Origin of the sequence: Corallococcus terminator (genome assembly GCF_049194865.1) — a bacterium.
Taxonomy (GTDB): Bacteria; Myxococcota; Myxococcia; order Myxococcales; family Myxococcaceae; genus Myxococcus; species Myxococcus terminator_A.
The window spans coordinates 1-23,599 of the sequence record NZ_JBLZWL010000043.1; the positions used below are offsets into that span (position 1 = coordinate 1).

Sequence of the window (23,599 nt, forward strand, 5' to 3'; positions counted from 1 at the left end):
CAACGTCCTTGTAGGCCAGGGCGATGTGGCTCACCTCGCCCCCGGAGGACGCGAGCGGGAAGCAGGTGCAGGCGATGGCGATGCGGTGCGCGTCCTTCACCTCGACGTGCCGCAGCTCCTTCACGTCGTACCAGATGACCGGCGTCTGCACCGTCTCGCCCGTGAAGGCCCGACGCAACAGCACGTCCAAGCCCATCTTCGCGACCAGCTCGTCGCGAAAGAGGCTGTACTCCGGCGGCGGCCTGGAGCCGAACATCGCCTCGTAGGCCGGGTTGTACAGCCGGCAGTGTCCTTGCGCGTCGAAGATGGCGTACGGCACCGGCGAGTGGAGGAACAGCCCCTCCAGCAACACCAGCGGGTCCGTCGTCACGGAGGCCAGCTGCTCGCGCAACGCGAGCGCTCCGGGCGAGGACGCACGCGCGCTCCGGCCCTCGCCGGAACCTCGGCTTCCCTCGACGTCTGCCTTCCCACCCCGAGGGCCCTGGCCCTTGCGCGTCGCCACGACCCGCAGAATTAGCAGAAGACAGACTTCCCTGGCAGCGCTGAAAGGTAGGACATGGCTTGTACACCCCTTCACGAAAGGCTTTGGTCCGGCCCCATGGCGGAGCCACTCAAGACCTTCTTCGACGCCCGGCTGGTGGAGCGGCTGGGCACCACCCTGCACCGGGCACAGCCTTCGTTCCCCCTGGACACCTTCCTGAAGGAGGCCCGTCAGGGATTGGAGGGGCACGAGCTCATCGGCCGCGCGCGTCACATCTCCCAGGCCATGCACCGGGCCCTCCCCCGCGACTACCCGAAGGCGGTGGAGGTGGTGGTGCGCTCGCTGGGCCCGCTCCGGGAGACGGACCGGGTGGGGGGCATGGAGGTCTTCTTCTACCTCCCCCACACGATGTTGGTGTCCGAGCACGGCCTGGAGCACTTCGAGGAGTCCATGCGGGCGCAGCACGCGCTCACCCAGCGCTTCACCGCGGAGTTCTCCATCCGCCCCTTCCTCGAACGCCACCCGGCGAAGACGCTGAAGCGCCTGCGCGAGTGGACGAAGGACGAGAGCGTCCATGTGCGGAGGCTCGTGTCGGAGGGCACGCGTCCGCGCCTGCCGTGGGCCTCGCGCCTGCGCGCCTTCCAGGAGGACCCGCGTCCAGTGCTGGAGCTGTTGGAGCTGCTCAAGGACGACGTGGATTTGTACGTGCGCCGCTCGGTGGCCAACAACCTCAACGACATTGGCAAGGACCATCCGGACGTGCTGGTGAAGGTGGCGAAGGCGTGGCTGAAGGACGCCACACCTGAGCGGGAGTGGCTGGTGCGCCACGCGCTGCGCTCCGCCGTCAAGCGGGGCGAGCCCGCCGCGCTGGAGGTGCTGGGCGCGGGCAAGCCCACCGGAATCGAAGCCCGCGCCACCGAGCTTCCCCGCCGCGCGAAGCTGGGCGGCGCGGTGGACGTGCGCTTCGTGGTGGCCAATCGCTCCAAGCGCACCCAGTCGCTCGTGGTGGACCTGGCCGTGCACTTCTTCAAGGCGCGCGGCGAGGCGCCCAAGCCCAAGGTCTTCAAGGTGCGCGCGCTGACGCTGGCCCCCGGCCAGGAGGAGACCTTGGGCAAGCGCGTGTCGCTGGCGCAGCTCACCACGCGCCGCCACTACCCGGGCCCGCACCGCTTCGAGGCGCGGGTGAATGGCGTGGACCTGCCGCTGGGCGAGGTGGACGTCGTCGAGTGAAGCGAAGCGACTCGAGCCGCCTCAGCGCGGCCCGAGCAGCTTCACCAGCTTGTTGTAGACGCCCATCACCAGGAGCGGCGACACCCAGGAGCCGATGAAGCGCGCCGGCTGCTGGCGGCCCATCAGCTCCAGGCTCAGCGACACGCCCATCGAGCACAGGCTGACGAAGAGGAACAGGTGAGAGGGAATCTTGGCCGCCTGCTGCTCCAGCAGGCGGGTGAACGAGCTGTCCGTGTGCTCCGCGCGTAACACGGGGGGCAGCTCGTACTCGTGCTTCGACGCGGCACTCGCGGGGTTGACGTCCAGGCTCATCGTGCTTCCTCCCCAAGCGGCCAGGCGGTTCAGCCGCTCGCCCCCCGCGCTCGTGGGAAAGCCTCATGCCTCCCGGCGTCGCGGTCCCCATCATGGTGGGACCGAACCACGCGAAGGGCGAGAGGGTGCACCACCACACCACACCGGACACGGCGGGCGACGAAGCGGAAGGTCTCCAGCTTCCCGAGGCGGGCGCGGGCCCGCTCCTGCAACGCGACTACTGGGCCCTCATCCGGCACTGTCGCCACCGGCCCGCCGCCATCCTCGACTGGGTGGCGCGGAGGTTCTCCGAGTTCGCGCCGGACGAGCTGTGTGTCTTCACGCGCGAGTCCACGTCCCGAGAGGGCCAGCCGCTGGAGCAGGGCGAGCTGCTCACCGTGCACATCGTCGGCGCGGGGACGTTCGGCGTGCGCGTCATCCACAAGGACCGGCAGAGCCTGACGCTCGCCACCCTCCCCGGCCACCCGGAGGCGGGGCGCATCACCTTCGGCTCGTACCGCAACGAGTACGGAGACGTGCTCTTCCACATCCGCAGCCGCGCGCGCTCCGGCTCGCACATGCACCACTGGGGCTTCGTCACCGCGGGCGAGGCGATGCAGACCAACACCTGGACGGAGTTCGTCCTGCGCGTGGCCCTCTCCGCCGGTGAGGGCGTGGTGGGCGGCATCCACGCCGACACGCAGGAACTGGTCGAAGAGCCCCAGGGCGGGGACGTGATGTCGGGCCCCACCTTCCTGGCGAAGGGAGACGAAGCCGATGATTGAGTGGCGCTGGTTCTCCGGCTGGACGGACGACGAGCTGGCGCCCCTGCTGGAGAAGGCGCGTGCGCTCGCGCGCAACTTCACCGCTGCGTCGGGAGAGATGACGGTGGAGGCGGGGTGGACGCAGGTGCACTCGGTGTCCACGCTGGGACGCGAGCAGCCGGGCCCGCCGTTGCCCACGGGCCTGTTCGAGCGCGCCCGGGGCGTGCTGGAGACCTTCGACTTCTCCGACCCGCGCATCGTCCGCTGGCACTTCTCCGCCGACACGCCGCTGAACGGGCGCACGGTGCTGCTGGAGCTGAAGTCCCTGGCCGAGCGGCTGCGGTTCCTGTGCGCGGTGCGCGTGGGCGACACGCGGCTGGAGATTGGCGAGACGTGCAGCGTGTATGGCTTCAGCTTCGAGACGCTGGAAGGACACATCGAGAAAGGGCGCGAGTGGTTCCTCTTGCGCAAGCACCACGACACCGGCGAGGTGCGCTTCGAAATCGAGGCGAGCTGGCGGCCCGGGACGTTCCCCAATGCGTGGAGCCGCCTGGGCTTCGCGCTCGTGGGCAAGCGCTACCAACGCGCCTGGCACCGGCTGACGCACGCGCGCCTGCACGAGCTGACGTGGAACCACCCGGAGTTCGCGGGCCTGCCCGCGCATCACGGCAGGGTGGACCACTCCGGACATGAGCTGAAGGAGCTGGGCCCGGTGAGCTTCTACACGCAGCGCGCGCCGGGACGACTGAAGTCACACATGGAAGAGGAGGTGGACGCCGTGGAACGAGGACACTGGTTGACGCCCGTGGGGCTGGGAGTGCTCGCGGGCATGCGCAGTCTGAGTGCGCCCACGCTGGTGAGTCGCAAGCTGGCCCAGTCGCCGGAGGCGAGGACGGACCCGCTGTCCGTCGCCCTGTCGAAGCCCTGGGTGCCTCGGGTGCTGGAGGTGCTCGCGCTGGGGGAGCTGGTGGCGGACAAGCTGCCGATGACTCCGGCGCGCGTGAAGTGGGTGCCCCTGACGGGCCGCATCTTCATGGGCACCATGGCGGCGGCCTCGTCGGTGGCGGGCCAGACGCGGCGGCGCGTGGTGCTCGCCGCGGCGCTGGGCGGCCTGGCCGCGGTGGCCTCCACCTGGGGCTTCTACTCGCTGAGGAAGCTGGCCACGGCGAAGCTCCACATCCCCGCGTTGGCCGCGGCCTTCGCGGAGGACGCGCTGCTGGCGGCGCTCGCCTCGCGGTTGATGCCCCTCGTGGACGACACGGCCACGGCGAGCTGAAGCGGAGCGTCCCGAGTCTCCCCCCGCGACACGGCGGGAGACCGCGCCCCTCGCCTCCCGCGCTCAACCCGGGCGGGAGGCCGCGTTCCTCGCGGCCTGCACCAGCGCGGGCAAATCCTTCACGTGCGTCATGTCCGGCGCCGCGTCGTCCGAAGCGCGAGGCTGTGCGCGCGACGGGGAGAACAGCCGGGCCGGCGTCTGCGCCTTGCCATTCAGGATGATGAACAGGCGCAGCGCATCGCGCAGGCGCTCCACGTCCGTGCCGCTCTCGTCGCGAGCCCGCTGCGCCGCGCTCCACAAGCGCGCCCAGGCGGCCTCCTCGCTCCAGGCTCCAGCGGGACGCTCGCGTGACAGCGTGGCCAGCTCGGCGGCCAGCTCGAACAGGCCCGCGCGTCCTTCGTCGAAGACCTCACCGGAGGCGAGCCTCGTCTCGGCGGCGCCGCTCGACTCGCGCGCGGCCAGCCACGGCAGCAGCTCCGGGACTTCCCGCTCCAACGGGAGGACGGGAGCCAGACGGTCCTCCAGCAGCGCGCGCAACCTCGCCCGCGCCACGCCGTGCCAGAAGGCCGCGTGCAGCACCAGCTCCGGCCCGCTGCGCGGCACGTGCATCGGCACGCGAGAGGCCCGGCGCGCCAGGAAGTCCTTCACCTTCCCGCTGGTGTCGAAGTGCTCCAGGCGTTGCCACAGCGAAGCCAGCGCGGAGTCGGCCAGGGGCAGGGCGCGGCGCAGCTCATCCGCCTCCGCCTCGCTGAAGGACAGCACCCCCTCGGACGTGGGGCGCTTGAAGACGCGCTCGCACACCTCGGCGGCGGCGCACGCGGCGCGCAGCTCCGGCAGGTTGCGCGGCAGCAGCTCCACGGCCCGGGCCCAGGTGCGGCCACCCAACAGCGGCCCCGCCTCCAGCACCACCTCCTCCAGCCGCAGCAGCGCCTCGCCCAGCGACACCGAGCGCTCCGCCTCCGGCAGCCGCTTCAGCGCCACGTGCTCGACGGCCGCCCTCAGCCGCTCCACCTCCGCCATCAGCTTCATGGGCGCGGCCTCGCGCGGCCAGCCCTCGGCGGCGGCGCGGCGCTTCAGCGCGGCGAGCGTGGCGTCCACTTCCGGCTGCACCTGCGCCACTTCACGCAAGAGCTCGAAGTGGGCGCGCACGCGGTCCTTCCAGAAGAACGCCTCCAGCATCCCTCGCAGGGCCACGTAGCGCAGGCGCGTGGCCTCCAGGAGGTCCGCGCGGTCCTCGAGTCGTGCGCGCAGGTTGTCCGGGTGCGTGGCCACGACCCCACTATAAAAGCGGCCCCCGCTTCCGGCAGGCCCCCGGACCCACTCGGCTTCGCGAGAGTGAACGATGGGTCGCCCATGACTGTTCCACCCGACAGGCACCCCGCTCCAACGGTGGCCCTCCCGTCCACCAGGAGGCACTTGAGCGAGGGGCCCGGGCATTGAAAAGCCCATGCGACCCAGCCTGACGTGGCGCGGACTCGCATGGGCTCGAGACGACTCGGGAGGGCTTGGGCTTGGGGCCCGGCCCCCGGCCGACTCACACGCGCATGGGCATGACGACCGCGGTGAAGGTGCGGTCACCGGGCGCGTGCAGCACGCCGGGGCTGTGCTCGTCACCCAGCTCGAAGCTCACCTCGTCCGTGTCCGTGACGGCGAGCACGTCCGTGAGGTAGCGCGCGTTGAAGCCCACGGTGATGTCGTTGCCCTGGTAGGCCAGCTCCACCACGTCGCGCGCCTCGCCCAGGTCCGGGTTGCTCGCGGTGATGACCAGCTTGTTCGTCTCCAGGCCGATGCGCACGGCGTTGCTCTTGTCCGCGGACAAGAGCGCGATGCGCTTGAGCCCCTCCAGGAAGCGGACTTTCGGCACGAGGACGACCTTCTCGCCCTCCTTCGGGATGACGCGCTGGTACTCGGGGAACTGGCCGTCGATGAGCCGCATCACCATGGTGAGGCCGGGCTTCTTGAACAGCGCGGAGTTCTCCGCGAAGCCCAGGTGGCACTCCGCGTCCGGCGCCTCGTCCAACAGGCGCTTGAGCTCCATCAAGCCCTTGCGGGGGATGATGACGCCGCTCTTGAGCTTGAAGTCACCCGCCAGCTCGCGCTCGATGAGCGACAGCCGGTGGCCGTCCGTGGCCACCATGCGGACCTTGCCGGAGGGCTGCGGCTCGAAGAAGACGCCGTTCAGGATGTAGCGCGTCTCGTCGCTGGAGATGGCGAACTGGGTCTTCTTGATCATCTCCAGCAGCGTGTTGCCACCCACCTGCACCAGCGGAGCGCTCTCCTCCTTGGGCAGCTTCGGGTACTCCTCGGCGGCCATGCCGACAATCTTGAAGTGGGCCGAGCCGCTGGAGATGTCCACGTAGTTGTTGGCCAGCTTCTTCAGCGTCACCTGCGCGTCGGGCAGGTTCTGGACGATGTCGAAGACGTACTTGGCGCTGAGCGTGACGGCGCCCGGCTTGATGACCTCGGCGGGGTGCTCGGAGACGATGCCGATGTCCAGATCGAACGCGGTGACGGTGATGCCGCCCTTCGTCGCGTTGACGAGCACGTTGGCGAGGATGGGCATCGTCGTCTTGCGCTCCACGATGCCCTGGGCGCGGTAGAGGGCCTTCTTCAGCTCGTCGGCGGCGATGCGGAATTCCATCGGAGGGCGTCCTTAAGGTCTCGGCCCCGAGGAGCCGATCAGGGGGCCGATGTAGCCCGTGACATGGGGAGCGTCAACGACGCCAACGCCCCGTCCGCACCGTCGACAGCCCCGCCATGGGACTCCCAGTCGCACTGCACGGGCATTCAGACGCCCTCCACTCAGCTGACCGTCGGTCAACCGAGCTGACAGGGGACTGGCCCTTGCCCCGTGGGCGATGGACACTCTTGGGCCTACTCGCCTTCCGGAGCTTTCCATGAACGTCCGCCCGCTTCTGCTCGCCGCCCTCGCGCTGGGCTTCGCCGCCGGCTGTAGCAAGCCCTCCGCCTCCTCCTCGACGCCCTCCAATGAGCCCGGCACGCCGAGCGGTACCCAGCCCGCCGCGGAGAACGCCGCCCCCCCCAGCGGAGACCAGAGCGGCACCCCCGTCGCGCCTCCGCCCACGCCCGGAAACGGCGGCGAGGCCAAGGCGGGTGAGAGCGCCGTCTACATCGTGAAGGACAGCGGCATCCGCTGCATCGCCCCGCCCTGCCCCTCCTACAACGCCGTCCTGGCGGACAAGCCGGACATGGACGCGATTCCCATCCACGAGCTGGACCTGACGGCGGTGACGGGCGGCAACGAGCAGCAGATGGAGTCGCTGATGCAGCGCACGACGGGGGGCGGGCTCAAGCTTCGCGGCTCGCTGGAGACGCGGGCCAAGGCCGGCCCCGCGGGCGACGCCACCGTGCTGCGCGCCAGCAAGCTGGAGTAGGCGCCGCTAGAAGTGCAGGCCGAGCTGGAGCCCGGGCCAGTGCTGGATGCGCTGGTCCGCCTTTGGCTGGCTCTGGCTCACGGACATGCGCGTCACCGACGCGAAGTCCGGCTGCCCCCACACGAACCACATGTTGTAGGTGGGGCCGGCGAACACGGCCAGGCGCGGCAGCACCTGAACGCCGAGCATCACCCGGGCCTGGCCCAGCACGTTGCCGCCGTCGCCCTCCAGCGGCTTCTGCACCGGCTGCACCGCGCCGCCCGTCACGTCCAGGTCCAGCCAGAAGCGGTGCGACAGCACCACATGGCCACCCACGCCCAGGCCGAAGCTGAAGCGCGCCTCGTCGCGGCCCCCGGGGGCGAGCCCCGCGAGCAGCGTCAGGTAGAGCGGACCTCCACCCACCTTCACCGCGAGGTTGGCGAGCTGGATGTCGCTTCCCCACAGCTCCATGTGGACGTTGCCGCGGCGCAGTCCTCGGCGGACGCCGGGCGCGGGGGCCGCTTCCGCCGAGTCCTGGGCGAGAGCGCCTTCACCCTCCACCAGCGCGAGGGGGCGCACCGCGCTGACTTCCGCGGCCGCCGCCCCCGCCCACAGCCACAGTGCGAGAAGGGCGCAGGATTGTTTCATCACCACCTACTTTTGAAGCGTGAAGGACACCTGCGTCAAGCCCTCGGCCAAGAAGAGGGACGCGGTGTGCGCTTCAGGAGAGGCCGCCAGCACCCGGGCCGCCTCCAGCACGGGCTCCACCGCGAAGGGCCGGTCCGACGTCACCAGGAAGAAGCGCTCGAAGCGCGGTGCGTCATCCAGCTCGTAGGCCCCGGAGAGCCGATGCGTGCCGGAGGGCGAGAGCGTCGCGGCCTGGGCCCCCTGCTCCGGCGCGTGCAGCGTCACCGCGCCGCGTCCATCCACGGAGAGGATGACGCCGTGAGTCTGGCCCGCCGCCACGTACGCCAGCTGCACCACGTCGCCTGGGCCCACGGAGGCGCCCTCGGCGAGCAGCTCGTCCGCCTGGGCCCGCTGCCGGTGGACCTCCAGCCGGGGCGTCAGTCCCTTGGAGCGCGTGGGCTCCGGCTCCCACCCCGCGAGCGGGCCCGTCGGGGAGTCCGTCACCTCGGAGCCCGGGCTGGAGTCGGGCTGCACGACGACGAAGAGCGCGAGCGCCGCGAGCACCGGCACCAGGCCCATGGCCGACGTCAGCCACGGGGAACGAGCCGGAGCCTGGCGCGCGAGAGCGCCGCGACGAAAGCGGGTGTCCACCTCGCGGGCCACGCGCTCGGGAGACAGCCGCTCCAGGGTGGCGCGCGAGTCGGCCTCCAGCGCGGCCAGCCGCTCCAGGCCACCGGGCTCCTGCTCCAGCCGGGCGCGCGCGGCGGCCAGCTCGTCGGGCGGCAGCTCGCCCAGCGCGATTCGCTCCAGCAGCCAGTCCGGGATGCGTGCGGGGGAATTCATGCGGCCTCCAGCTCCAGCTCTTGCAGCGCCGACGTCAGCGCGCGCAGGCGCTTGCGCACGCCCGACACGGACAGGCCCACCTCGGCGGCCGTCTCCTCCAGCGTCATCCCATCCACCAGATGCAGCACCGCGATATCCCGGCTGGACGCCGGCACGCGGCCGAAGAGCCTGTCCAGCATCCCTCGGGCGTTGGCGCGTGACTCGGGGTCTTCCGCGGAGGCGATCTGCAACACCAGCTCATCCTCCCGGTCCTCGGGCCTGCGCTTCGCCCCCCTCAGCCGGTTGAGACACACGGTGGTGGAGATGCGGTGCAACAGGCTGGACGGCGCGGCGTCCTTCAGCGCCTCCTGGTAGCGCAGCAACTGCACGAACACGTCGTGCATGGCGTCCACGGCCTTCTCCTCGTCACGCAGGAGGAAGCGGCAGCGCCGGAGCACCTGGGGGCCGTAGCGGCGGTAGTAGGCCTCCACATCGATTGACACCGGCGTCGCGCCTCCCTCGTTTCGGTGAAGGGAACACCGGTGCCCCGCGAAACTGTCACCGGCCTCCTCGCGAATTCGTCCCTACCCCGCTTCCACCCGGTGGCCAAACCCATCCGCCGGCCCTGCCTGCAAAAACTACAGGGCCGCCAGGGGAGCAGCCGCTCGGCTCCGCCTTCATTGAGTGTCGGGTTGTCGATGAAAACACCCCGGCCCCGCTGTACTCGACTGTAACGAAACAAGACCCCATCACTACTTTCCGGTACTCGACCTCACCCCCGAGCTCGTGACATCCGTGATTGAAGCCGAAGACACCCTCACCCACCTCCGGGCGCGCTATCTGACCGCCCAGCTCGCGGGCCACCGGAGAGAAGCGCTGCGCCTGCTCGTGGATGAGGGGCTGCTCGTGGGCGTCCCGCTCCAGGTGTTGCACCTGGAGGTCATCCAACAGGCGCAGTACGAGATTGGCCGGCTGTGGCAGGAGAACATCATCTCCGTCGCGCAGGAGCACCAGGCCACCGCCATCTCCCAGCTCGCGCTCGCGCATCTCTACCGGCACCTCCCGAGAGATCCACCCAACGGCAAGCTCGTCATGATGTCCTGCGTGGAGGGCGAGCTGCACGAGATGGGGGCGCGCATGGCCAGCGACTTCCTGGAGATGGCGGGCTTCGACGTGCACTTCCTGGGAGCCAACGTGCCGCCCGAGCACCTGGCGCGAATGCTGCGCGAGGTGAAGCCCCACCTGCTCGCGCTCTCCGTGACGATGTCCTACCACCTGCCGGCCCTGCGCCGCGCGGTGGAGCACGCCCGCCTGGCCCTGCCCGATTTGCCCATCGCCGTGGGGGGACACGCGTTCCGCTGGGCGCCGGGGCTGGAGAAGGAACTGGACGTGAGCTTTCACGGCAAGGACGCGCGCGAGCTGGTCTCCGCCACCTGCCGCACCCTGGGAGTTTGAGGAACCCGCATGGAGACACCGAGCCGCCTGGTTGAAGCGCGCGCCGATGCCCTCGCACAAGCATCCGTCGAGGCGATGTATCAGGACCCCTTCTGGGAGGCGCGCTACGGCGCCGAGCGAACCCGCCGCTTCGGCGACGAGGATGCCCGCTTCCATGTGCGCTACCTTGTGCAATCCCTGAACGAACACCGACCCTCCGTCATGGAGGGGTATGCGCGCTGGCTTCGCACCTTGCTGGTGTCCCGGGGAATGTCCACCCTCCACCTCGACCTGAATTTCGCCGGGCTGGCCTCCGCGTTGGAGGCCGAGGGTTGGGGCCCAGGCACCGAGCCGTACGAACATGTACGCGCCGCCCGGGAGGCCCTGCGCTATCCGGAAGGTCCCTCGCGTGCGCTGCAAGATGACGCCTCGGAGTTGTCCCGAGCCGTCACCTCACGTCTGGCCCTCTACCTCACGGCGGAGGACCGGCCCCGATTGGAGGATGAACTGCGACTCCAGCTGTCATACCTCGCGGACGCTCTGGACGCGGGCAAGCCCGAGCTGATGGCGGACCACGTGCGCTGGTACGTGGGCTTCTGGCCGCGCCGTGGCTTCGGCTTGCTGGCGTTTCCCGCCGTGCTCGGGATGTTGAAGGCGCTCCTCGCCGCTCGGCATCCCCAGGCCCAGGCCCTGCTCGCCACCGCCGGGGTGACCTGGGACGAGACCCGCTCATGAACAGCTCCGCGATGAACGACCTCTCCGCCTTCGACGACCTGAGCCGCGAGGTCGTCCTGATATGTGACGCCGAGGGGACGCTCTGCTGGGCGGATGCCCGCGCCCGGGGCGTGCTCGCCGCGGAGCCCGGCAAGTCGCTGCGGGCCCTGGCCGCGCAGGGCACCGAGGACAAGGTCGACAAGCTGCTGGTGCAGGCCCGCGACGAGCGCGTGAATGGCTGGGAGCTCATCCTCTGCCGCGACAACGTGCCCACCACGTTCGCCTTCCGCGCGCGCCCGCATGAGGGCGGGGTGCTGCTGGTGGGCAGCCTGGTGCCGGAGGACTACGGCAACGCGCTGGAGCAGGTCAGCTCCACGCTGAGCGAGCTGTCCGCGCTGCACCGCGAGACGGAAGGCCAGCGCCGCGAGCTCAAGCGCCGCGCGGACGAGCTGGCGCGGCTCAATCAGGAGCTGAGCGAGTCCAACCGGGGCATGCGCAGCCTGCACGCCGCGCTGGACGAGAAGGCGGAGGGGCTGCACCGCGCCGCCGAAATCAAGAACCGCGTCGTCGCCAACGTCAGCCACGAGTTCCGCACGCCGCTGCACTCCATCCTCGGCCTGTCCAAGGTCCTGCTCAATCCCATCAACGGGCCGCTGTCAGGCGAGCAGGAGAAGCAGGTCACCTTCATCCGCAACTCGGCCGAGTCCCTCTTCGAGCTGGTCAATGACCTCTTGGACTTGTCCAAGGTGGAGGCCGGCAAGGCCACGCTGCGCCACAGCCACTTCGTGGTGCATGACCTGCTCGCCTCGCTGCGCGGCATGATGCGTCCGCTGGTGCCCGAGGGCTCGCCCGTGGAGCTGCGGCTGGTGGAGCCGGACGCGCCGCTGGAGCTGGAGACGGACGAGACACGGCTGAGCCAGGTGCTGCGCAACCTGGTGTCCAACGCGGTGAAGTTCACCGAGTCCGGCCACGTCACCGTGTCGGCGGCCCCCGGTCCGCGCGACACCGTCACCTTCACCGTGCGCGACACGGGCATCGGCATCGACCCGAAGGACCACGAGCTCATCTTCGAGGAGTTCACGCAGATCGACAGCCACATCCAGCGCAAGGTGAAGGGCACGGGCCTGGGCCTGCCGCTGGCGCGCCGGTTGGTGGAGCTGTTGGGCGGGACGCTCACCCTGCAGAGCAAGTCAGGCGAGGGCTCCACCTTCACCGTCACCATCCCCCGCGTGCACGTGGAGGTCTCCGAGATGGCGGGGCTGGCCGAGCGCAGCCAGACGCTGGAGCCGGGCCGCGCGCCGGTGCTGGTGCTGGAGGACGACCGGCAGACGCTGTTCCTCTACGAGAAGTACCTGTCGCGCTCGGGCTTCCAGGTGATTCCGGTGCGCAGCACGGACGAGGCGCGCAAGGTGCTCCAGCGCGTGCGTCCCGCCGCCATGGTGCTGGACGTCATGCTGGAGGGCGAGACGAGCTGGAGCTTCCTCGCGGAGATGAAGAACGGCGAGACCACGCGGGACATCCCCATCCTCGTCGTCACGGTGACGGACCGCGAGCAGAAGGCGCGCGCGCTGGGCGCCGACGAGTTCTGGCTCAAGCCCGTGGACGAGGTCCGCCTCCAGCGCAAGCTCCAGGAGCTGGCGCGCAACGGGCCGGTGGAGCGCATCCTCATCATCGACGACGACGACGTGCACCGCTACCTGCTCAAGCAGCTGCTCAAGGACATGCCCTACTCGCTGCTGGAGGCCGCGGGCGGCGTCGACGGTGTCCGTCAGGCGCGCGAGCAGGTGCCCCAGCTCATCTTCCTGGACTTCGTGCTGCCGGACATCACCGCCTTCGACGTGTTGGACGAGCTGAAGTCGGACCCGCGCACGCGCGAGATTCCCGTCATCCTCCACACCTCGCACGAGCTGCGCGACGACGAGCGCGCGCGGCTGGCCAACGAGACGTCGGCGATTCTGTCCAAGCACACGCTCAGCCGCGAGGTGGCCATCAGCCGCATTCGCGACGCCCTGGCCAAGGCGGGCCTGGGCTCCCACACTCAACAGGAGGGGAGACGTGGTTGAACCTCGACTGGCCACTGTTCTCAACGTCAACGACGACGACGCCAACCGCTACCTGGTCAATCGCATCCTGGAGATGGCGGGCTACAACGTGCTGGAGGCCGCCACCGGCATGGCCGCGCTGGTCATCGCCGAGCAGCACCGGCCGGACGTCATCGTCCTGGACGTGAAGCTGCCGGACGTCAGCGGCTACGAGGTCTGCGCGCGGCTGCGCGCCAACCCGACCACGGCGTCCATCGCGGTGATGCACACGTCCGCCACCTTCGTCACCTCCGACAAGAAGGCGCGGGGCCTGGACTCCGGCGCCGACGCGTACCTCACCCAGCCCTTCGACGCCTCGGAGCTGGTGGCGACAGTGCGCTCGCTTCAGCGGCTGCGGCACGCGGAGCAGGCCGCGCGCAGGCGCGCGGACGAGCTGGCGGAGATGGACCGGCGCAAGGACGAGTTCCTCGCGATGCTGGCGCACGAGCTGCGCAACCCCCTGGCGGCCATCATGACGTCCATTGGCATCCTGGAGCGCAAGCCGACCGAGGACACCAAGGAAGCGCGGATGCGCGGCATCATCCACCGGCAGACCCACCACCTGGCGCGCCTGGTGGATGACCTGCTGGACGTGAGCCGGATTACGCGCGGCAAGGTGGATCTGCGCACCGGCCGGTTGGATTTGCGCGCGGTGCTGCTCCAGGTCATCCAGATCATCCGCCCCATCGCCGAGGCGCGCGGTCTGGAGCTGGAGGTGACCATCCCGGACAGCCCCCTGTGGCTGAACGGGGACGCCACGCGGCTGGAGCAGGTCTTCACCAACCTGTTGGACAACGCCGCCAAGTACACCGACAGCGGCCACATCTCCCTGCGCGTGGAGCGCGAGGGCGTGGATGGCACCGCGCAGGCGGTGGTGCGGGTGCGCGACACGGGCATCGGCATCGCCACCGACGTGCTGCCTCGCATCTTCGACTTGTTCGCCCAGGCGGACACGTCCCTGGAGCGCACGCGCGGGGGCCTGGGCATTGGCCTGACGCTGGTGCGCCAGTTGGTGCAGCTCCACGGCGGCCAGGTCACCGCGCGCAGCAACGGCACGGGCAGTGGCAGCGAGTTCGAGGTGAGGCTGCCGCTCTTGCACCTCATGGAGGAGCCCGTGGCCACGCCGCTCGCCCGGCGTCGCCGCGCCGGACGCCACATCCTGCTGGTGGAGGACAACCCGGACGCGCGTCAGGCCATGCGGGAGCTCCTGGAGCTGTGGGGCCACCACGTGGAGGTGGCGCCAGACGGCCTGCGGGGCGTGGAGCTGGCGCTGACGCAGCGTCCGGAGCTGGCGCTGGTGGACATCGGCCTGCCGGGCCTGGACGGCTACCGGGTGGCGCAGGAGCTGCGCACGCGCGTGGGCAACGACATCCGCCTCGTCGCGATTACGGGCTACGGCGGACCGGAGGGACACGACAGGGCGCTCAAGGCGGGCTTCGACCTGCACATCGTCAAGCCGGTGAAGCCGGACGAGTTGGATCGCCTGCTGTCGAATCTGTGAGTGGAGCGGGAGCTGGGCGCGGGCCGGCGCCCTTGAAGCGGGCGACGCGCTAGCGCCGATTCAGGGCGTTGGCCACCAGCCCCAGCAACTTCACATGAGGGGCTTCGAGCTGACGCACGCTGCGAAGCAAGCGCCGGACTTCCGGTCGCTCGGGTGCTGCTGACGACGGCTCGCTGGTGCGCGAGGACGCGGCGCCGTGTGAGGAGAGCCCCAGCAGCTCGTCCGCTGAGACATGCAGCTCGTGACACAACTTCAGCAGCGTCTGCACGCTGGGAAGCATGCCGCCGCGCTCCAGACGCCCATAGACCTCTGTGGCCACGTCGATGCGTTCGGCCACGTCAGCTTGCGTGAGCTCCAGCCGGTTCCGCGCGACTCGCGCAGCCGATCCGATGGTGGTTGCGAGTTTCTTGTCCATGCCTTACCGACCCGAAACGTTTGGCCGCTGGCATAGGACGTATAGAGGCAGACAGACAGAACTTGTCGGGTCAGCCTCAGGTTGTTCACCCAGCGGGTTACCGCCCCAGAGGGAGACTTTCGGGGTTCGGAGTACCTCCATACCCGCCCCTTTTCCTCGACGTAAGACCTGTCTTCCAGGGTCAACCCGACCCCCTGAAATCAGAAGGAGCCGCCTTCTTCGCGGACGACCTGTGACGTCGGGCGCGGATTTTCCTACGGTGCCGGAGAGTCCTGCCGCGAGGGCCTCCCCCCAAGGTTGTATCCCCTGTCCGCGAGCTCGCCACGCCACCGGTCCGAGCACCTCGCCGGGTGCTCCAGGTCTGTCGTCACGAGCCCGCGCGCCGGTGGCCGCGGAGGCGCATGAGCCCGCCCTGCCGCACGCGGTGTACGCAGGCGGAGGCAGGACCTGGGACAACCGGTGGCAATCGAGGGGCAGACGACCTTGGGAGTCGCGCGCGCCGGAGGCGGGAGGGCTAGGCTCCGGCGGCGATGGCGCTCGGACGGCGCAACCTGCTGGTGAAGCTCTGCGTGGCGATGGGCGTGGTGGCCCTGCCGCTGCTCGTCGCCATCCTCGGCTACGTGCTGCCGCAGCTTCGCGCGCAGCTCCACGCGGACCGGGTGCGCGGGCTGCGGCAGGCCGTGGAGACGGCCTATGGCGTCCTGCGCGAGTACGAGGCCCAGGAGCGCTCCGGCGCGCTGACGCGGGAGGCGGCGCAACGGCAGGCCGCGGCCCTGCTCCAGGCCCTGCGCTACTCCAGCGTGGAGTACTTCTGGGTGAATGACCTGGACACGCGGCTGGTCATGCACCCGCACCTGCCGAAGATGGTGGGCCAGGACATGAAGGGCTACCGCGACGTGCGCGGGCGGCCGGTGTTCGTGGACATCGTCACCCTGGTGCGCCAGCGCGGTGAAGGCTCGCTCGCCTACGAGGCCACGCGGCCGGGCTCGCCGGAGCCCATCCCGAAGGAGAGCTACGTGAAGCTCTTCGAGCCCTGGGGCTGGGTGCTGGGCACGGGCGTGTACGTGGAGGACATCGACCGGGAAGTCGCGGCGGTGAGGCAGCGCATCCTCATCGCGGTGGGCGGCGCGCTGGTGCTGGCGGTGCTGGCGGGGGCGTACGTGTCGCGGCGGGTGGTGCGGCCGGTGCGCGCGCTCTCGGAGGCGGCGCATCGGGTGGCGAAGGGAGACCTGTCCGCGCGGGTGGAGGTGGTGACCGAGGACGAGGTGGGCCAGCTCACCGAGGCCTTCAACGGCATGGTGGCGGGGCTGCGCGAGGTGGTGGAGGCGCTGGTGGAGGCGGCGGGCGCCACGGCGGCGGACGCGGAGCGCATCCGCGTCTCCACGGACGGCCTGTCGCGCACGACGCGGGAGCAGTCGGAGTCGCTCCAGCGCGCGGCCGAGGCGGTGCAGGACATGAGCCTGCATGTCTCACGGGGCGCGGCGGCGGCGCGGGTGGCGGCGGAGGCGGCGACCGGACACGGCCAGGTGGCGCGCGCGGGCGGCGTGGCGGTGGACCAGGCGTCGCGGAAGATGGTGGAGATTGTCGACGTGGTGGAGCACTCGGCGCGCACGGTGGAGCAGCTGCGGGAGTCCGGCCGGGCCACGGCGCGGATGCTCCAGCTCATCCAGGCGGTGGCGGACGAGACGCGGATGCTGGCGGTGAATACGGCGATTGAGGCCGTGCACGCGGGGCAGCACGGCAAGGGCTTCTCCGTGGTGGCGGGCGAGGTGCGCAAGCTGGCGGAGCGCACGCACGAGGCCACCAGTCAGGTGCGCGCGCTGCTCGCGAAGAACGAGGCGGACACGGCGGCGGCGGCGGAGCTGATGCGCCGGGGCACGTCGAAGGTGAACGAGGGCATGGGCCTGTCCTCGGCCGCGGGTGAGGCGCTGTCGCGGCTGTTGTCCGGGGTGAAGGACTTGGGCGAGCGCGTGGAGACGATGGCGGAGCAGAACGCGCGCCAGTCCGCGTCGGGCGAGTCCATCGCCGGGCGCATCCAGGCGCTCTCGGTGCGCTCGGCCCAGTCCGTGTCGGGCGTGGAGCAGATCTCCCGCTCGGTGGAGGACCTGCGGGCCAGGGCCTCGCGGCTCCAGGAGCTGGCCGCCCGCTTCACGACTCCGGGCGCGCGTTAATCTTTCTTCACACCCGCGCAACGCCCAGGACAGCGGAGCGGGGCAGTGTGCACCTCCACACGGGGACTCGGGCTTTGTCCCCCCATTCGGAGGCAAGACACATGGCGCTGGCATTGACGCGAGCCCCCGGGCGCGAGCCCGTGGTGTTCGGATACGCGCTGGAGACGCTGCTGTCGACGGCGGCGCCCCTGACACCGCTCACCCTGAAGGCGCTGGAGCGACAGGGCCTCTTCGCGCACCGCCCCCTGTACACCGCCTATCCGTGCGCGGTGTGGCCCAAGGCCATCCAGTTGCTCGCGGCGGCCAGCAGCGTGCCCCACACGGACCGCGAGACGGCGGAGTACGCGCTGGGCCTGCGCTTCGGGGAGCGGTTCATCCACGCGCGCATGGGCACCGCGCTCCAGGACTTCGCCCAGGTGGTGGGCCCGGAGAAGATGCTCCTGCGCATGGCGCGCAACCTGCGCTCCATCAACAACTTCCTCGACGTGTCGGTGGCGCCCCGGGGCGACGACGGCGGCTGGGAGCTGAGCCTGTACCCGGTGCGGGAGTTCGTGGACCATCCCCGCCGGCTGGCGGACCCGCCGCACTTCATGCGCGGCCTGCTCACCTTCGCGTTCCAGCACAGCGGCGCGCCCACGGCCCGGGTCACCCTCCTGAACCACGACGAGGCCCGGGCGGTGACCACGTTCCACGTCGGCCTGTAGTCAGGGCCGGCCCGTCGAGCGAGCTACCCCTCGAGGCGCGCCTCGACGCGCGGCACCGGCAACAGGATGCGGGCCGTGGTGCCCACGCCGGGCTGGCTCTCCAACGTCAGCGTCCCGCCGTGCGCGTCGACGATGCGCCGGGCCAGGGCGAGCCCCATGCCCACGCCGCCCGTGCGGCGCGCGCGGCTGCGGTCCGTGCGGAAGAACGGCGTGCCCACGCGGGACAGGTCCTCCGGCTCGATGCCGATGCCCTCGTCGGCCACCTCCAGCGACAGCTCCCCGGGCGTCCCTGCCTGGGCGCGCAGGCGGACGGCCGTCCCCGACTCGGAGTACTTGCCCGCGTTGTCGAGCAGGTTGTCCAGCGCGCGCCGCAGCAGCACGGGGTCCGCCTCCAGCGTGGGCATGGCGCCCTCCACGCTCACCTCCAGCACCCGCCCCGGACGCGCGGAGCGGAAGCGCGAGGCCGCCTTCTCCACGAGGCTCCGAATCTCCACCTGCTCGGGCCGCAGGTGCGGCGTCCCCGTGCTCGCGCCCTCCGAGGCCAGCTCCAGCTTCGCGGTGGTGAGCACATCGTCCACCAGGCGCTCCAGTTCGGCCAGGTCCCCGGTGATATCGGTCAGCATCTCCCGCGCGGTGGCCGCGTCACCCTCCTCCGCCAGATCCAACGCCACGCGGATGCGCGCCAGCGGCGTGCGCAGCTCGTGCGACACGTTGGCCAGCAGCTCCTTCTGCGAGCGCAGCAGGTCGGTGATGCGCCCCGCCATCTCGTCGAAGGCCTTGGCCACCTGGCCCAGCTCGTCACCGCGACGGATGCCCGTGCGGGTGTCCAGCTTCCCTTCGCCCAGCGCGCGCGCCACCTCCGCCAGTCGCTGGAGTGGACCCGCCAGGGTGCGCGCGAAGGCCAGCGAGGTGATGGCCGTGCACATCAGCACCGCCCCCAGCACCAGCGCGGTGTTGCCCGGGGGCGGCTCTGGCGGACGGGTGATGATGGTGGCGTAGGCCTCCACCGGCCCGTCCTCGGGAATGGGCAACGTGAGCGAGTGCGGCGGAGGCCCGCCCGAGAGGCGCTCACCGCGCGCGGCCAGCTGCTCCAGCTCCACGGGCCCCAGCGCGGGGGTGGGTAGAGCGGAGTTGGTGGCGATGAGCTGCCCGGAGGCATCTCTCAGCGTCACCCGCGCCTCGAGCAGCCGCGCGGCGCGGTCCAGCGACGCCTGGAGCGCCACCGGGTCCTCCAGCAGCTCCTCCCACTCGCGGATGTTGTACGCGGCGTTGCGCGCGAAGCCGTGCTTCAGCGGCTTGTCCAGGATGAAGAAGCGGGCGACGTAGAGCGTGGCGACCACCAGGACGAGCTGGGCGAGGCCCACCAGGTAGATGCGCAGCAGCAGCCTGCCCGGAGGCTGCAGACGAAGACTCACGACTCCTCACCCGTCGCGAGCATGTAGCCGGCGCCGCGCACCGTCTTCAGCAGCAGGGGGTTGCGCGGGTCCACCTCCAGCTTCTGACGGAGCCGGAAGATGTGCACGTCCACGGAGCGGTCGAACACCTCGTCCGCGCTGCCCTTCACCAGGTCCAGCAGCTGCTCCCGACTGAGGACGCGGCCCGCGCGCTCGGCCAGCACGCGCAGCAGGCTGAACTCGTACGTGGTGAGCTGCAGCGGCCGCCCGTCCAGCGTGGCGCGGAGGCTGCGTGGGTCCAACAGCAGTCGCCCCGCGTGCACCGGCTGCGAGGAGGGACCCGCCTTGCCTCGCGCCCGGCGCACCTGGGCGCGGATGCGGGCGAGCAGCTCGCGCGACGAGTAGGGCTTGGGCAGGTAGTCGTCCGCGCCCGTCTCCAGGCCGAGCACGCGGTCTGCTTCCTCGCCGCGCGCGGTGACCATGATGATGGGCACGTCGGTGCGCCCCCTCAAATCCCGGCAGACCTCCAGCCCGTCCCGCCCGGGCAGCATCAAGTCCAGGAGGATGACGTCGAACACGTGGCGGTTGGACTCCACCAGCGCGTCGGTGCCCGAGTGGGCCAGCGTGACGACGACCCCATGCTCCTGGAGGTAGCGGGCGGTGAGCCGAGCCAGTCGCTCGTCATCCTCGACGAGCAGGACCTGGATGGTGCCTTCCTCCAGGCTGGGACGATTGAGCTGCTCCATGCGCGTGCTCCTCCTGCTTCCGCGGACCTTCCAGACGGGAAAGTAACAGCGGAGCCGTGGCCCGGGAGCAAGCAGGGAGGAGTCTGGCGCCTCGAAGGACACTCCGGCCGGGTCCATCAAGAGCTTCACGCTCCCGGGCCACCCCCAGAGGATGGCACCGGGATGTGTCCAGGATGCGTCCCCTGGATGACGGATTGTTACAGGGTGGAACAGGGGCCCGCCCGGCCACCGGACAGCCGGGCGGAGCCCCTGGCGCCCTTCAGCGCAGGGTCCACTTCTGGTTCGCGGTGCCGCCGCACTCCCAGATTTGCAGCCGCGCGCCGTTGTTGGGGTTCCAGTCCTTCACGTCGATGCACTTGTTGGCCTGCGGGTTGACCAGGTCCCCCGCGCCGCTGAGCACGAACCGCTGGGCCGCGTTGCCGTTGCAGTCGTGGAGCTGGATGAGGGCGCCGTTCTCCGTGGAGCCCCAGGTGACGTCCATGCACTTGCCGAACGCGCGCAGCGTGCCGTCGCCGTGGAACGTCCAGCTCTGCGCCGCGCTGCCGTTGCAGTCCCAGAGCTGGATGGGCGTGCCGTTGGCGGTGTTGGAGTGGTCCACGTCGATGCACCGGCCATTGAGGCCGACGATGGCGCGACCGCCGCCGCCACCGCCGTTGGTGGTGAGCGACAGGCCGTAGACGGAGAGAATCTCGTTCACCGGCTGGTAGTACATGGTGCCGCCGGTGGAGCAGTTGCCCACGCCGCCGGACGTCACGCCCTGCGCCTGGTTGCCCGAAATCCACGAGCCGCCCGAGTCGCCACCCTCCGCGCAAGCGTTGCTCCGCGTGAGGCCATACACGGGGCCGACGTTGTAGTTGACGGTGACGTTCTTCGCCTCGATGACGCCACAGCGCCAACCGGTGGTGGAGCCGGAGCGACAGACGGACGCGTTGATGCCCGCCTCGGCGGAGCCCGACACGATGACGTTGCCGCCCGCGTAGTTGTAGACCCACGGCTGCGAGGCCCACGAGCCGTTCACCTGGACCCAGCCGTGGTCATCGCCCGGGAAGGACGAACCACGCACGGTGCCCTGCGCCGCGCCGTTGAAGCCCACGGTGCTGGAGTTCACCCCGCCGCAGTGGCCCGCGGTGACGAAGCCTCCCGCCACGGAGAAGCCGATGGAGCAGCGCACGTTGCCGTTGATGTAATAGGCGTCGCCACCGCGCAGGTCATACATGGGACGCGGCTGCTCGGAGGAGACCTCCACGCGCACCGCGCGGTCCGCCGCGCCGCTCTCCGCGATGAAGCGCTCGGCGTTCATCACCGCCGCGTCCTTGGCGAGCACCACCACGCTGTTGGTGATGACGTCCACGTACCAGCCATGGATGTCCTTGCTGGCCACGTCCGCGCCCTTGTCCAGCGCCGCCTTCAGCGCGTCCAGCTCGCGCTCCGTGCGCGCCACCCAGCGCGGCTCGGCGCCCGCCCGACGCGCGGCCTCGGCGCCCTCGGCCGTGGTGACGCCGACGATGAGCCGGTCACCCTCCTCGCTCAGCCACGCGCCACCGAACGTCCCGCCCAGCTCTCCGCGCAGCGTGGCCTCCGTGCGCACCGCGAGCGCCTCCGTGACGAGCCGCTGACGCGCCTGCGTGGCCGTCAGGCCCAGGTCCCGCTGCATCGCGTGGAGCACCTCGGGCGATACGTCCTGCGCGAGCGAGGCTTCATCGGCGGGAGCCGCCAGCGCGGACATGGGGAGGACCGCGGCACCGGCGAACAGCGCCGTCGCGGTGGAGAGCGCCTGGAGTCTTCGGTTCATGGGGGCTTCCTTTCGACTCGACACGGGGAAAGCGCACCGGCGAACGGGCCGGTCCGCATGCCCACGAGAAGCGGGATTCAGGAGCCAAGTCAAACAATTCAAGTATTTCTAGAAAATCACGACACTTTTGTCGGACGAACAATAAAGTCGGCGACACAGTGGACGCACGGCGTCATCTCCGCTCTGTGGATGTTTCTCCAGTCAATGGATGAAGACGACGCCCGTGCGAGCTGTGTTCAGGCGGAACCGTGCGTCTCGGCCAGGGCTCGGCGGTCCACCTTGCCAGCGGAGGTGCGCGGCAGGGCGTCCACGAAGCGCACGGAGCGAGGCGTCTTGTAGCGGGCCAGACGGCCCTCGCAGAAGGCCAGCAGGGACTCGGCGCCAGGTGAGGTTCCCGCGCGGAGGACCACGAGCGCGCGTGGCGTCTCGCCCCACTTCGCGTCGGGCACGCCGATGACGGCGACCTCCGCGACGTCGGGGTGGCCGGCGAGGACGCTCTCCACCTCGGAGGGGTAGATGTTCTCTCCGCCGGAGATGATGAGGTCCTTGCTGCGACCCACGATTCGGAAGCAGCCGTCCGCGTCGCGCAGGGCCAGGTCTCCGGTGCGCAGCCAGCCGTCGACGAAGGTGCGCGCGGTCTCCTCGGGGCGGCGCCAGTAGCCGGCGCACACGTGGGGACCGCGCAAGAGCAGCTCACCCACGTCCCCCGGCTGTCGCTCGTCCTCGATGCGCGCCTCGACATGGAAGAGCGGCACTCCGACGAAGCCCGGCTTGCGGCGCACGTCCGACGGCGGGAGCCAGAAGGTGTTGGGGCCCGCCTCGGTGAGGCCGTAGCCCGTCTTGAAGGCCACGCCCCGAGCGAAGAAGCGCTCGAACACGGACAGCGGACACGGCGCGCCCCCGCTGACGAGCAGCTTGAGCCGGGAGAAGTCCACCGATTCGAAGCGCGCGTGGCGCTGCATCTCGATGAACATGGTGGGCACGCCGAAGACGAGGCTCACCTCGCGCTGGTGGATGAGGTCGAACACCTGCTCCACGTCGAAGCCCTTGCACACCACGGAGGCGCCGCCCACGTACACCAGCGGCAGCGTGAAGACGTTGAGGCCACCGGTGTGGAACAGCGGCGCGTTGAGCGCGGCCACGTCGTCGGACGTCAGGCCCCAGCTCACCACCGTGTTGACGGCGTTGGCCGTCATGGAGCCATGGGTGAGGATGGCTGCCTTGGGCACGCCGGTGCTGCCGCCCGTGTAGCAGAGCACCCACGGAGCTTCGGCCTCCAGCTCCAGCGCGGGGAGCGCGGTGGCGGGGGCAGCATCCCGTTCCGTGATGAAGGAGCGCTCACCGGGGCCGGGCTCCGCGAGGCCCAGCCAGTGGCGCACGAAGGGCGCGCGGGCGCGCACGGTGTCCACCTGGGCGCGCAGCTCCGGGCCGTACACGAGGACGACGGGCTCCGCGTCCGCGAGGATGCCCACCAGCTCCGCGGCGCTGAGGCGCCAGTTGAGCGGCTGGAGGATGGCGCCCAGCTTCGCGCAGGCGAAGAGGAGGTCCAGCGTCTCCACGCGGTTGTGCGCGAGCACGGCGACGCGGTCCCCGCGCTGGACGCCGAGCACATGGTGCAGGTACGCGGCGGCGCGCGCGGCGGCGCTGTCCCACTCGCGATAGGTGATGCGGCGCCCGCCCCGGGTGGAGTCGATGAGGGCGAGGTGGTCGGGGTCCAGTGCGGCGCGGCGGGCCAGCCAGTCATGGACGATGGGCATGGCCCCGCACGCTACCCGAGCGCCG

At 70.5% G+C, this 23,599-nt stretch carries 22 protein-coding genes; 10 read left to right on the forward strand and 12 right to left on the reverse strand.

Annotated elements, in window-relative coordinates; all coding sequences use genetic code 11:
• On the reverse strand, positions 1–391 hold a 391-nt coding region (locus tag ACN469_RS14735; RefSeq protein WP_498768311.1), incomplete at its 3' end, for a PAS domain-containing protein.
• A 207-nt stretch (positions 392–598) separates the two neighbouring features.
• On the opposite strand from ACN469_RS14735, the gene ACN469_RS14740 reads away from it, so the two are divergent.
• Positions 599–1,711, forward strand: coding sequence for a DNA alkylation repair protein (locus ACN469_RS14740; protein WP_498768313.1), 1,113 nt, complete (start codon positions 599–601; stop codon positions 1,709–1,711).
• A gap of 21 nt (positions 1,712–1,732) precedes the next feature.
• Here the strand turns inward: ACN469_RS14740 and ACN469_RS14745 are convergent, their stop codons facing one another.
• Complete coding sequence (locus tag ACN469_RS14745; RefSeq protein WP_498768315.1) at positions 1,733–2,023, reverse strand: hypothetical protein; 291 nt, start codon at positions 2,021–2,023, stop codon at positions 1,733–1,735.
• A 65-nt stretch (positions 2,024–2,088) separates the two neighbouring features.
• Here ACN469_RS14745 and ACN469_RS14750 point away from each other — a divergent pair, with 65 nt between their 5' ends.
• Together ACN469_RS14750 and ACN469_RS14755 are read left to right on the forward strand one after the other, a co-directional pair.
• The gene (locus ACN469_RS14750) at positions 2,089–2,787 is read left to right on the forward strand and encodes a DUF1990 family protein (RefSeq protein ID WP_498768317.1); all 699 of its coding nucleotides are present in this window, start codon (positions 2,089–2,091) and stop codon (positions 2,785–2,787) included.
• The gene (locus tag ACN469_RS14755; RefSeq protein ID WP_498768319.1) at positions 2,780–4,042 is read left to right on the forward strand and encodes a DUF1990 family protein; all 1,263 of its coding nucleotides are present in this window, start codon (positions 2,780–2,782) and stop codon (positions 4,040–4,042) included. Before ACN469_RS14750 ends, ACN469_RS14755 begins: the two co-directional genes overlap by 8 nt.
• A gap of 63 nt (positions 4,043–4,105) precedes the next feature.
• Here the strand turns inward: ACN469_RS14755 and ACN469_RS14760 are convergent, their stop codons facing one another.
• Together ACN469_RS14760 and dnaN are read right to left on the reverse strand one after the other, a co-directional pair.
• Entirely contained in the window at positions 4,106–5,314 is a 1,209-nt protein-coding gene (locus ACN469_RS14760; protein ID WP_498768321.1) for a hypothetical protein, read from the reverse strand.
• 262 nt (positions 5,315–5,576) lie between these two features.
• Positions 5,577–6,683 (reverse strand): DNA polymerase III subunit beta, encoded by a 1,107-nt coding sequence (gene dnaN, locus ACN469_RS14765; RefSeq protein ID WP_498768323.1) that lies wholly within the window; start codon positions 6,681–6,683, stop codon positions 5,577–5,579.
• Between the two features lie 256 nt (positions 6,684–6,939).
• On the opposite strand from dnaN, the gene ACN469_RS14770 reads away from it, so the two are divergent.
• The gene (locus tag ACN469_RS14770) at positions 6,940–7,437 is read left to right on the forward strand and encodes a DUF6748 domain-containing protein (protein WP_498768325.1); all 498 of its coding nucleotides are present in this window, start codon (positions 6,940–6,942) and stop codon (positions 7,435–7,437) included.
• A 6-nt stretch (positions 7,438–7,443) separates the two neighbouring features.
• Here ACN469_RS14770 and ACN469_RS14775 read toward each other — a convergent pair whose 3' ends face one another.
• The 3 genes from ACN469_RS14775 to ACN469_RS14785 are packed head-to-tail and all read right to left on the reverse strand — an operon-like array spanning position 7,444 to position 9,368.
• Complete coding sequence (locus ACN469_RS14775; protein ID WP_498768327.1) at positions 7,444–8,064, reverse strand: peptidase; 621 nt, start codon at positions 8,062–8,064, stop codon at positions 7,444–7,446.
• A 6-nt stretch (positions 8,065–8,070) separates the two neighbouring features.
• Positions 8,071–8,886, reverse strand: a complete 816-nt coding sequence (locus tag ACN469_RS14780; protein WP_498768329.1) for an ActD-like protein — start codon at positions 8,884–8,886, stop codon at positions 8,071–8,073.
• The gene (locus ACN469_RS14785; protein WP_498768331.1) at positions 8,883–9,368 is read right to left on the reverse strand and encodes an RNA polymerase sigma factor; all 486 of its coding nucleotides are present in this window, start codon (positions 9,366–9,368) and stop codon (positions 8,883–8,885) included. The genes ACN469_RS14780 and ACN469_RS14785 overlap by 4 nt, the downstream gene beginning before the upstream one ends.
• Before the next feature lie 292 nt (positions 9,369–9,660).
• Between ACN469_RS14785 and ACN469_RS14790 the strand changes: the two genes are divergently transcribed.
• The 4 genes from ACN469_RS14790 to ACN469_RS14805 are packed head-to-tail and all read left to right on the forward strand — an operon-like array spanning position 9,661 to position 14,595.
• Positions 9,661–10,320 (forward strand): cobalamin B12-binding domain-containing protein, encoded by a 660-nt coding sequence (locus ACN469_RS14790; RefSeq protein WP_498768333.1) that lies wholly within the window; start codon positions 9,661–9,663, stop codon positions 10,318–10,320.
• 9 nt (positions 10,321–10,329) lie between these two features.
• On the forward strand, positions 10,330–11,034 hold the full coding sequence (locus ACN469_RS14795) for a hypothetical protein (protein ID WP_498768335.1): 705 nt from the start codon (positions 10,330–10,332) through the stop codon (positions 11,032–11,034).
• Positions 11,031–13,076, forward strand: coding sequence for a hybrid sensor histidine kinase/response regulator (locus ACN469_RS14800; protein WP_498768337.1), 2,046 nt, complete (start codon positions 11,031–11,033; stop codon positions 13,074–13,076). The genes ACN469_RS14795 and ACN469_RS14800 overlap by 4 nt, the downstream gene beginning before the upstream one ends.
• Positions 13,069–14,595: a response regulator gene (locus tag ACN469_RS14805; protein ID WP_498768339.1), complete on the forward strand. Its 1,527-nt coding sequence runs from the start codon at positions 13,069–13,071 to the stop codon at positions 14,593–14,595. The genes ACN469_RS14800 and ACN469_RS14805 overlap by 8 nt, the downstream gene beginning before the upstream one ends.
• Positions 14,596–14,644: 49 nt before the next feature.
• On the opposite strand, the gene ACN469_RS14810 is transcribed toward ACN469_RS14805, so the two are convergent.
• Positions 14,645–15,010 carry a helix-turn-helix transcriptional regulator gene (locus ACN469_RS14810; RefSeq protein ID WP_498768340.1) on the reverse strand — a complete coding sequence of 122 codons (366 nt, stop codon included), beginning with the start codon at positions 15,008–15,010 and terminating at the stop codon, positions 14,645–14,647.
• 530 nt (positions 15,011–15,540) lie between these two features.
• Between ACN469_RS14810 and ACN469_RS14815 the strand changes: the two genes are divergently transcribed.
• Positions 15,541–17,181 (forward strand): methyl-accepting chemotaxis protein, encoded by a 1,641-nt coding sequence (locus tag ACN469_RS14815; protein WP_498768342.1) that lies wholly within the window; start codon positions 15,541–15,543, stop codon positions 17,179–17,181.
• 101 nt (positions 17,182–17,282) lie between these two features.
• Positions 17,283–17,885: a DUF2378 family protein gene (locus ACN469_RS14820; RefSeq protein ID WP_498768344.1), complete on the forward strand. Its 603-nt coding sequence runs from the start codon at positions 17,283–17,285 to the stop codon at positions 17,883–17,885.
• Between the two features lie 23 nt (positions 17,886–17,908).
• On the opposite strand, the gene ACN469_RS14825 is transcribed toward ACN469_RS14820, so the two are convergent.
• The 4 genes from ACN469_RS14825 to ACN469_RS14840 form a co-directional block, all read right to left on the reverse strand.
• A complete protein-coding gene (locus ACN469_RS14825) occupies positions 17,909–19,300 on the reverse strand; it encodes a sensor histidine kinase (RefSeq protein ID WP_498768346.1) in 1,392 nt (463 codons plus the stop codon).
• On the reverse strand, positions 19,297–20,025 hold the full coding sequence (locus tag ACN469_RS14830) for a response regulator transcription factor (protein ID WP_498768348.1): 729 nt from the start codon (positions 20,023–20,025) through the stop codon (positions 19,297–19,299). The genes ACN469_RS14825 and ACN469_RS14830 overlap by 4 nt, the downstream gene beginning before the upstream one ends.
• Before the next feature lie 259 nt (positions 20,026–20,284).
• A complete protein-coding gene (locus tag ACN469_RS14835) occupies positions 20,285–21,817 on the reverse strand; it encodes a ricin-type beta-trefoil lectin domain protein (RefSeq protein WP_498768350.1) in 1,533 nt (510 codons plus the stop codon).
• Between the two features lie 236 nt (positions 21,818–22,053).
• Positions 22,054–23,574 carry an acyl-CoA synthetase gene (locus ACN469_RS14840; RefSeq protein WP_498768352.1) on the reverse strand — a complete coding sequence of 507 codons (1,521 nt, stop codon included), beginning with the start codon at positions 23,572–23,574 and terminating at the stop codon, positions 22,054–22,056.
• Positions 23,575–23,599: the final 25 nt, after the last annotated feature.

What these genes read in the sequence shown, in the direction of transcription:
- ACN469_RS14750 (WP_498768317.1), top strand. Translation starts at nt 2,089, where the DNA reads ATGCCTCCCGGCGTCGCGGTCCCCATCATGGTGGGACCGAACCACGCG.
- ACN469_RS14795 (WP_498768335.1), top strand. Translation starts at nt 10,330, where the DNA reads ATGGAGACACCGAGCCGCCTGGTTGAAGCGCGCGCCGATGCCCTCGCA.
- ACN469_RS14840 (WP_498768352.1), bottom strand. Translation starts at nt 23,574, where the DNA reads ATGCCCATCGTCCATGACTGGCTGGCCCGCCGCGCCGCACTGGACCCC.
- ACN469_RS14800 (WP_498768337.1), top strand. Translation starts at nt 11,031, where the DNA reads ATGAACAGCTCCGCGATGAACGACCTCTCCGCCTTCGACGACCTGAGC.
- ACN469_RS14815 (WP_498768342.1), top strand. Translation starts at nt 15,541, where the DNA reads ATGGCGCTCGGACGGCGCAACCTGCTGGTGAAGCTCTGCGTGGCGATG.
- ACN469_RS14775 (WP_498768327.1), bottom strand. Translation starts at nt 8,064, where the DNA reads ATGAAACAATCCTGCGCCCTTCTCGCACTGTGGCTGTGGGCGGGGGCG.
- ACN469_RS14780 (WP_498768329.1), bottom strand. Translation starts at nt 8,886, where the DNA reads ATGAATTCCCCCGCACGCATCCCGGACTGGCTGCTGGAGCGAATCGCG.
- ACN469_RS14755 (WP_498768319.1), top strand. Translation starts at nt 2,780, where the DNA reads ATGATTGAGTGGCGCTGGTTCTCCGGCTGGACGGACGACGAGCTGGCG.
- ACN469_RS14745 (WP_498768315.1), bottom strand. Translation starts at nt 2,023, where the DNA reads ATGAGCCTGGACGTCAACCCCGCGAGTGCCGCGTCGAAGCACGAGTAC.
- ACN469_RS14820 (WP_498768344.1), top strand. Translation starts at nt 17,283, where the DNA reads ATGGCGCTGGCATTGACGCGAGCCCCCGGGCGCGAGCCCGTGGTGTTC.
- ACN469_RS14835 (WP_498768350.1), bottom strand. Translation starts at nt 21,817, where the DNA reads ATGAACCGAAGACTCCAGGCGCTCTCCACCGCGACGGCGCTGTTCGCC.
- ACN469_RS14810 (WP_498768340.1), bottom strand. Translation starts at nt 15,010, where the DNA reads ATGGACAAGAAACTCGCAACCACCATCGGATCGGCTGCGCGAGTCGCG.
- ACN469_RS14770 (WP_498768325.1), top strand. Translation starts at nt 6,940, where the DNA reads ATGAACGTCCGCCCGCTTCTGCTCGCCGCCCTCGCGCTGGGCTTCGCC.
- ACN469_RS14740 (WP_498768313.1), top strand. Translation starts at nt 599, where the DNA reads ATGGCGGAGCCACTCAAGACCTTCTTCGACGCCCGGCTGGTGGAGCGG.
- dnaN (WP_498768323.1), bottom strand. Translation starts at nt 6,683, where the DNA reads ATGGAATTCCGCATCGCCGCCGACGAGCTGAAGAAGGCCCTCTACCGC.
- ACN469_RS14830 (WP_498768348.1), bottom strand. Translation starts at nt 20,025, where the DNA reads ATGGAGCAGCTCAATCGTCCCAGCCTGGAGGAAGGCACCATCCAGGTC.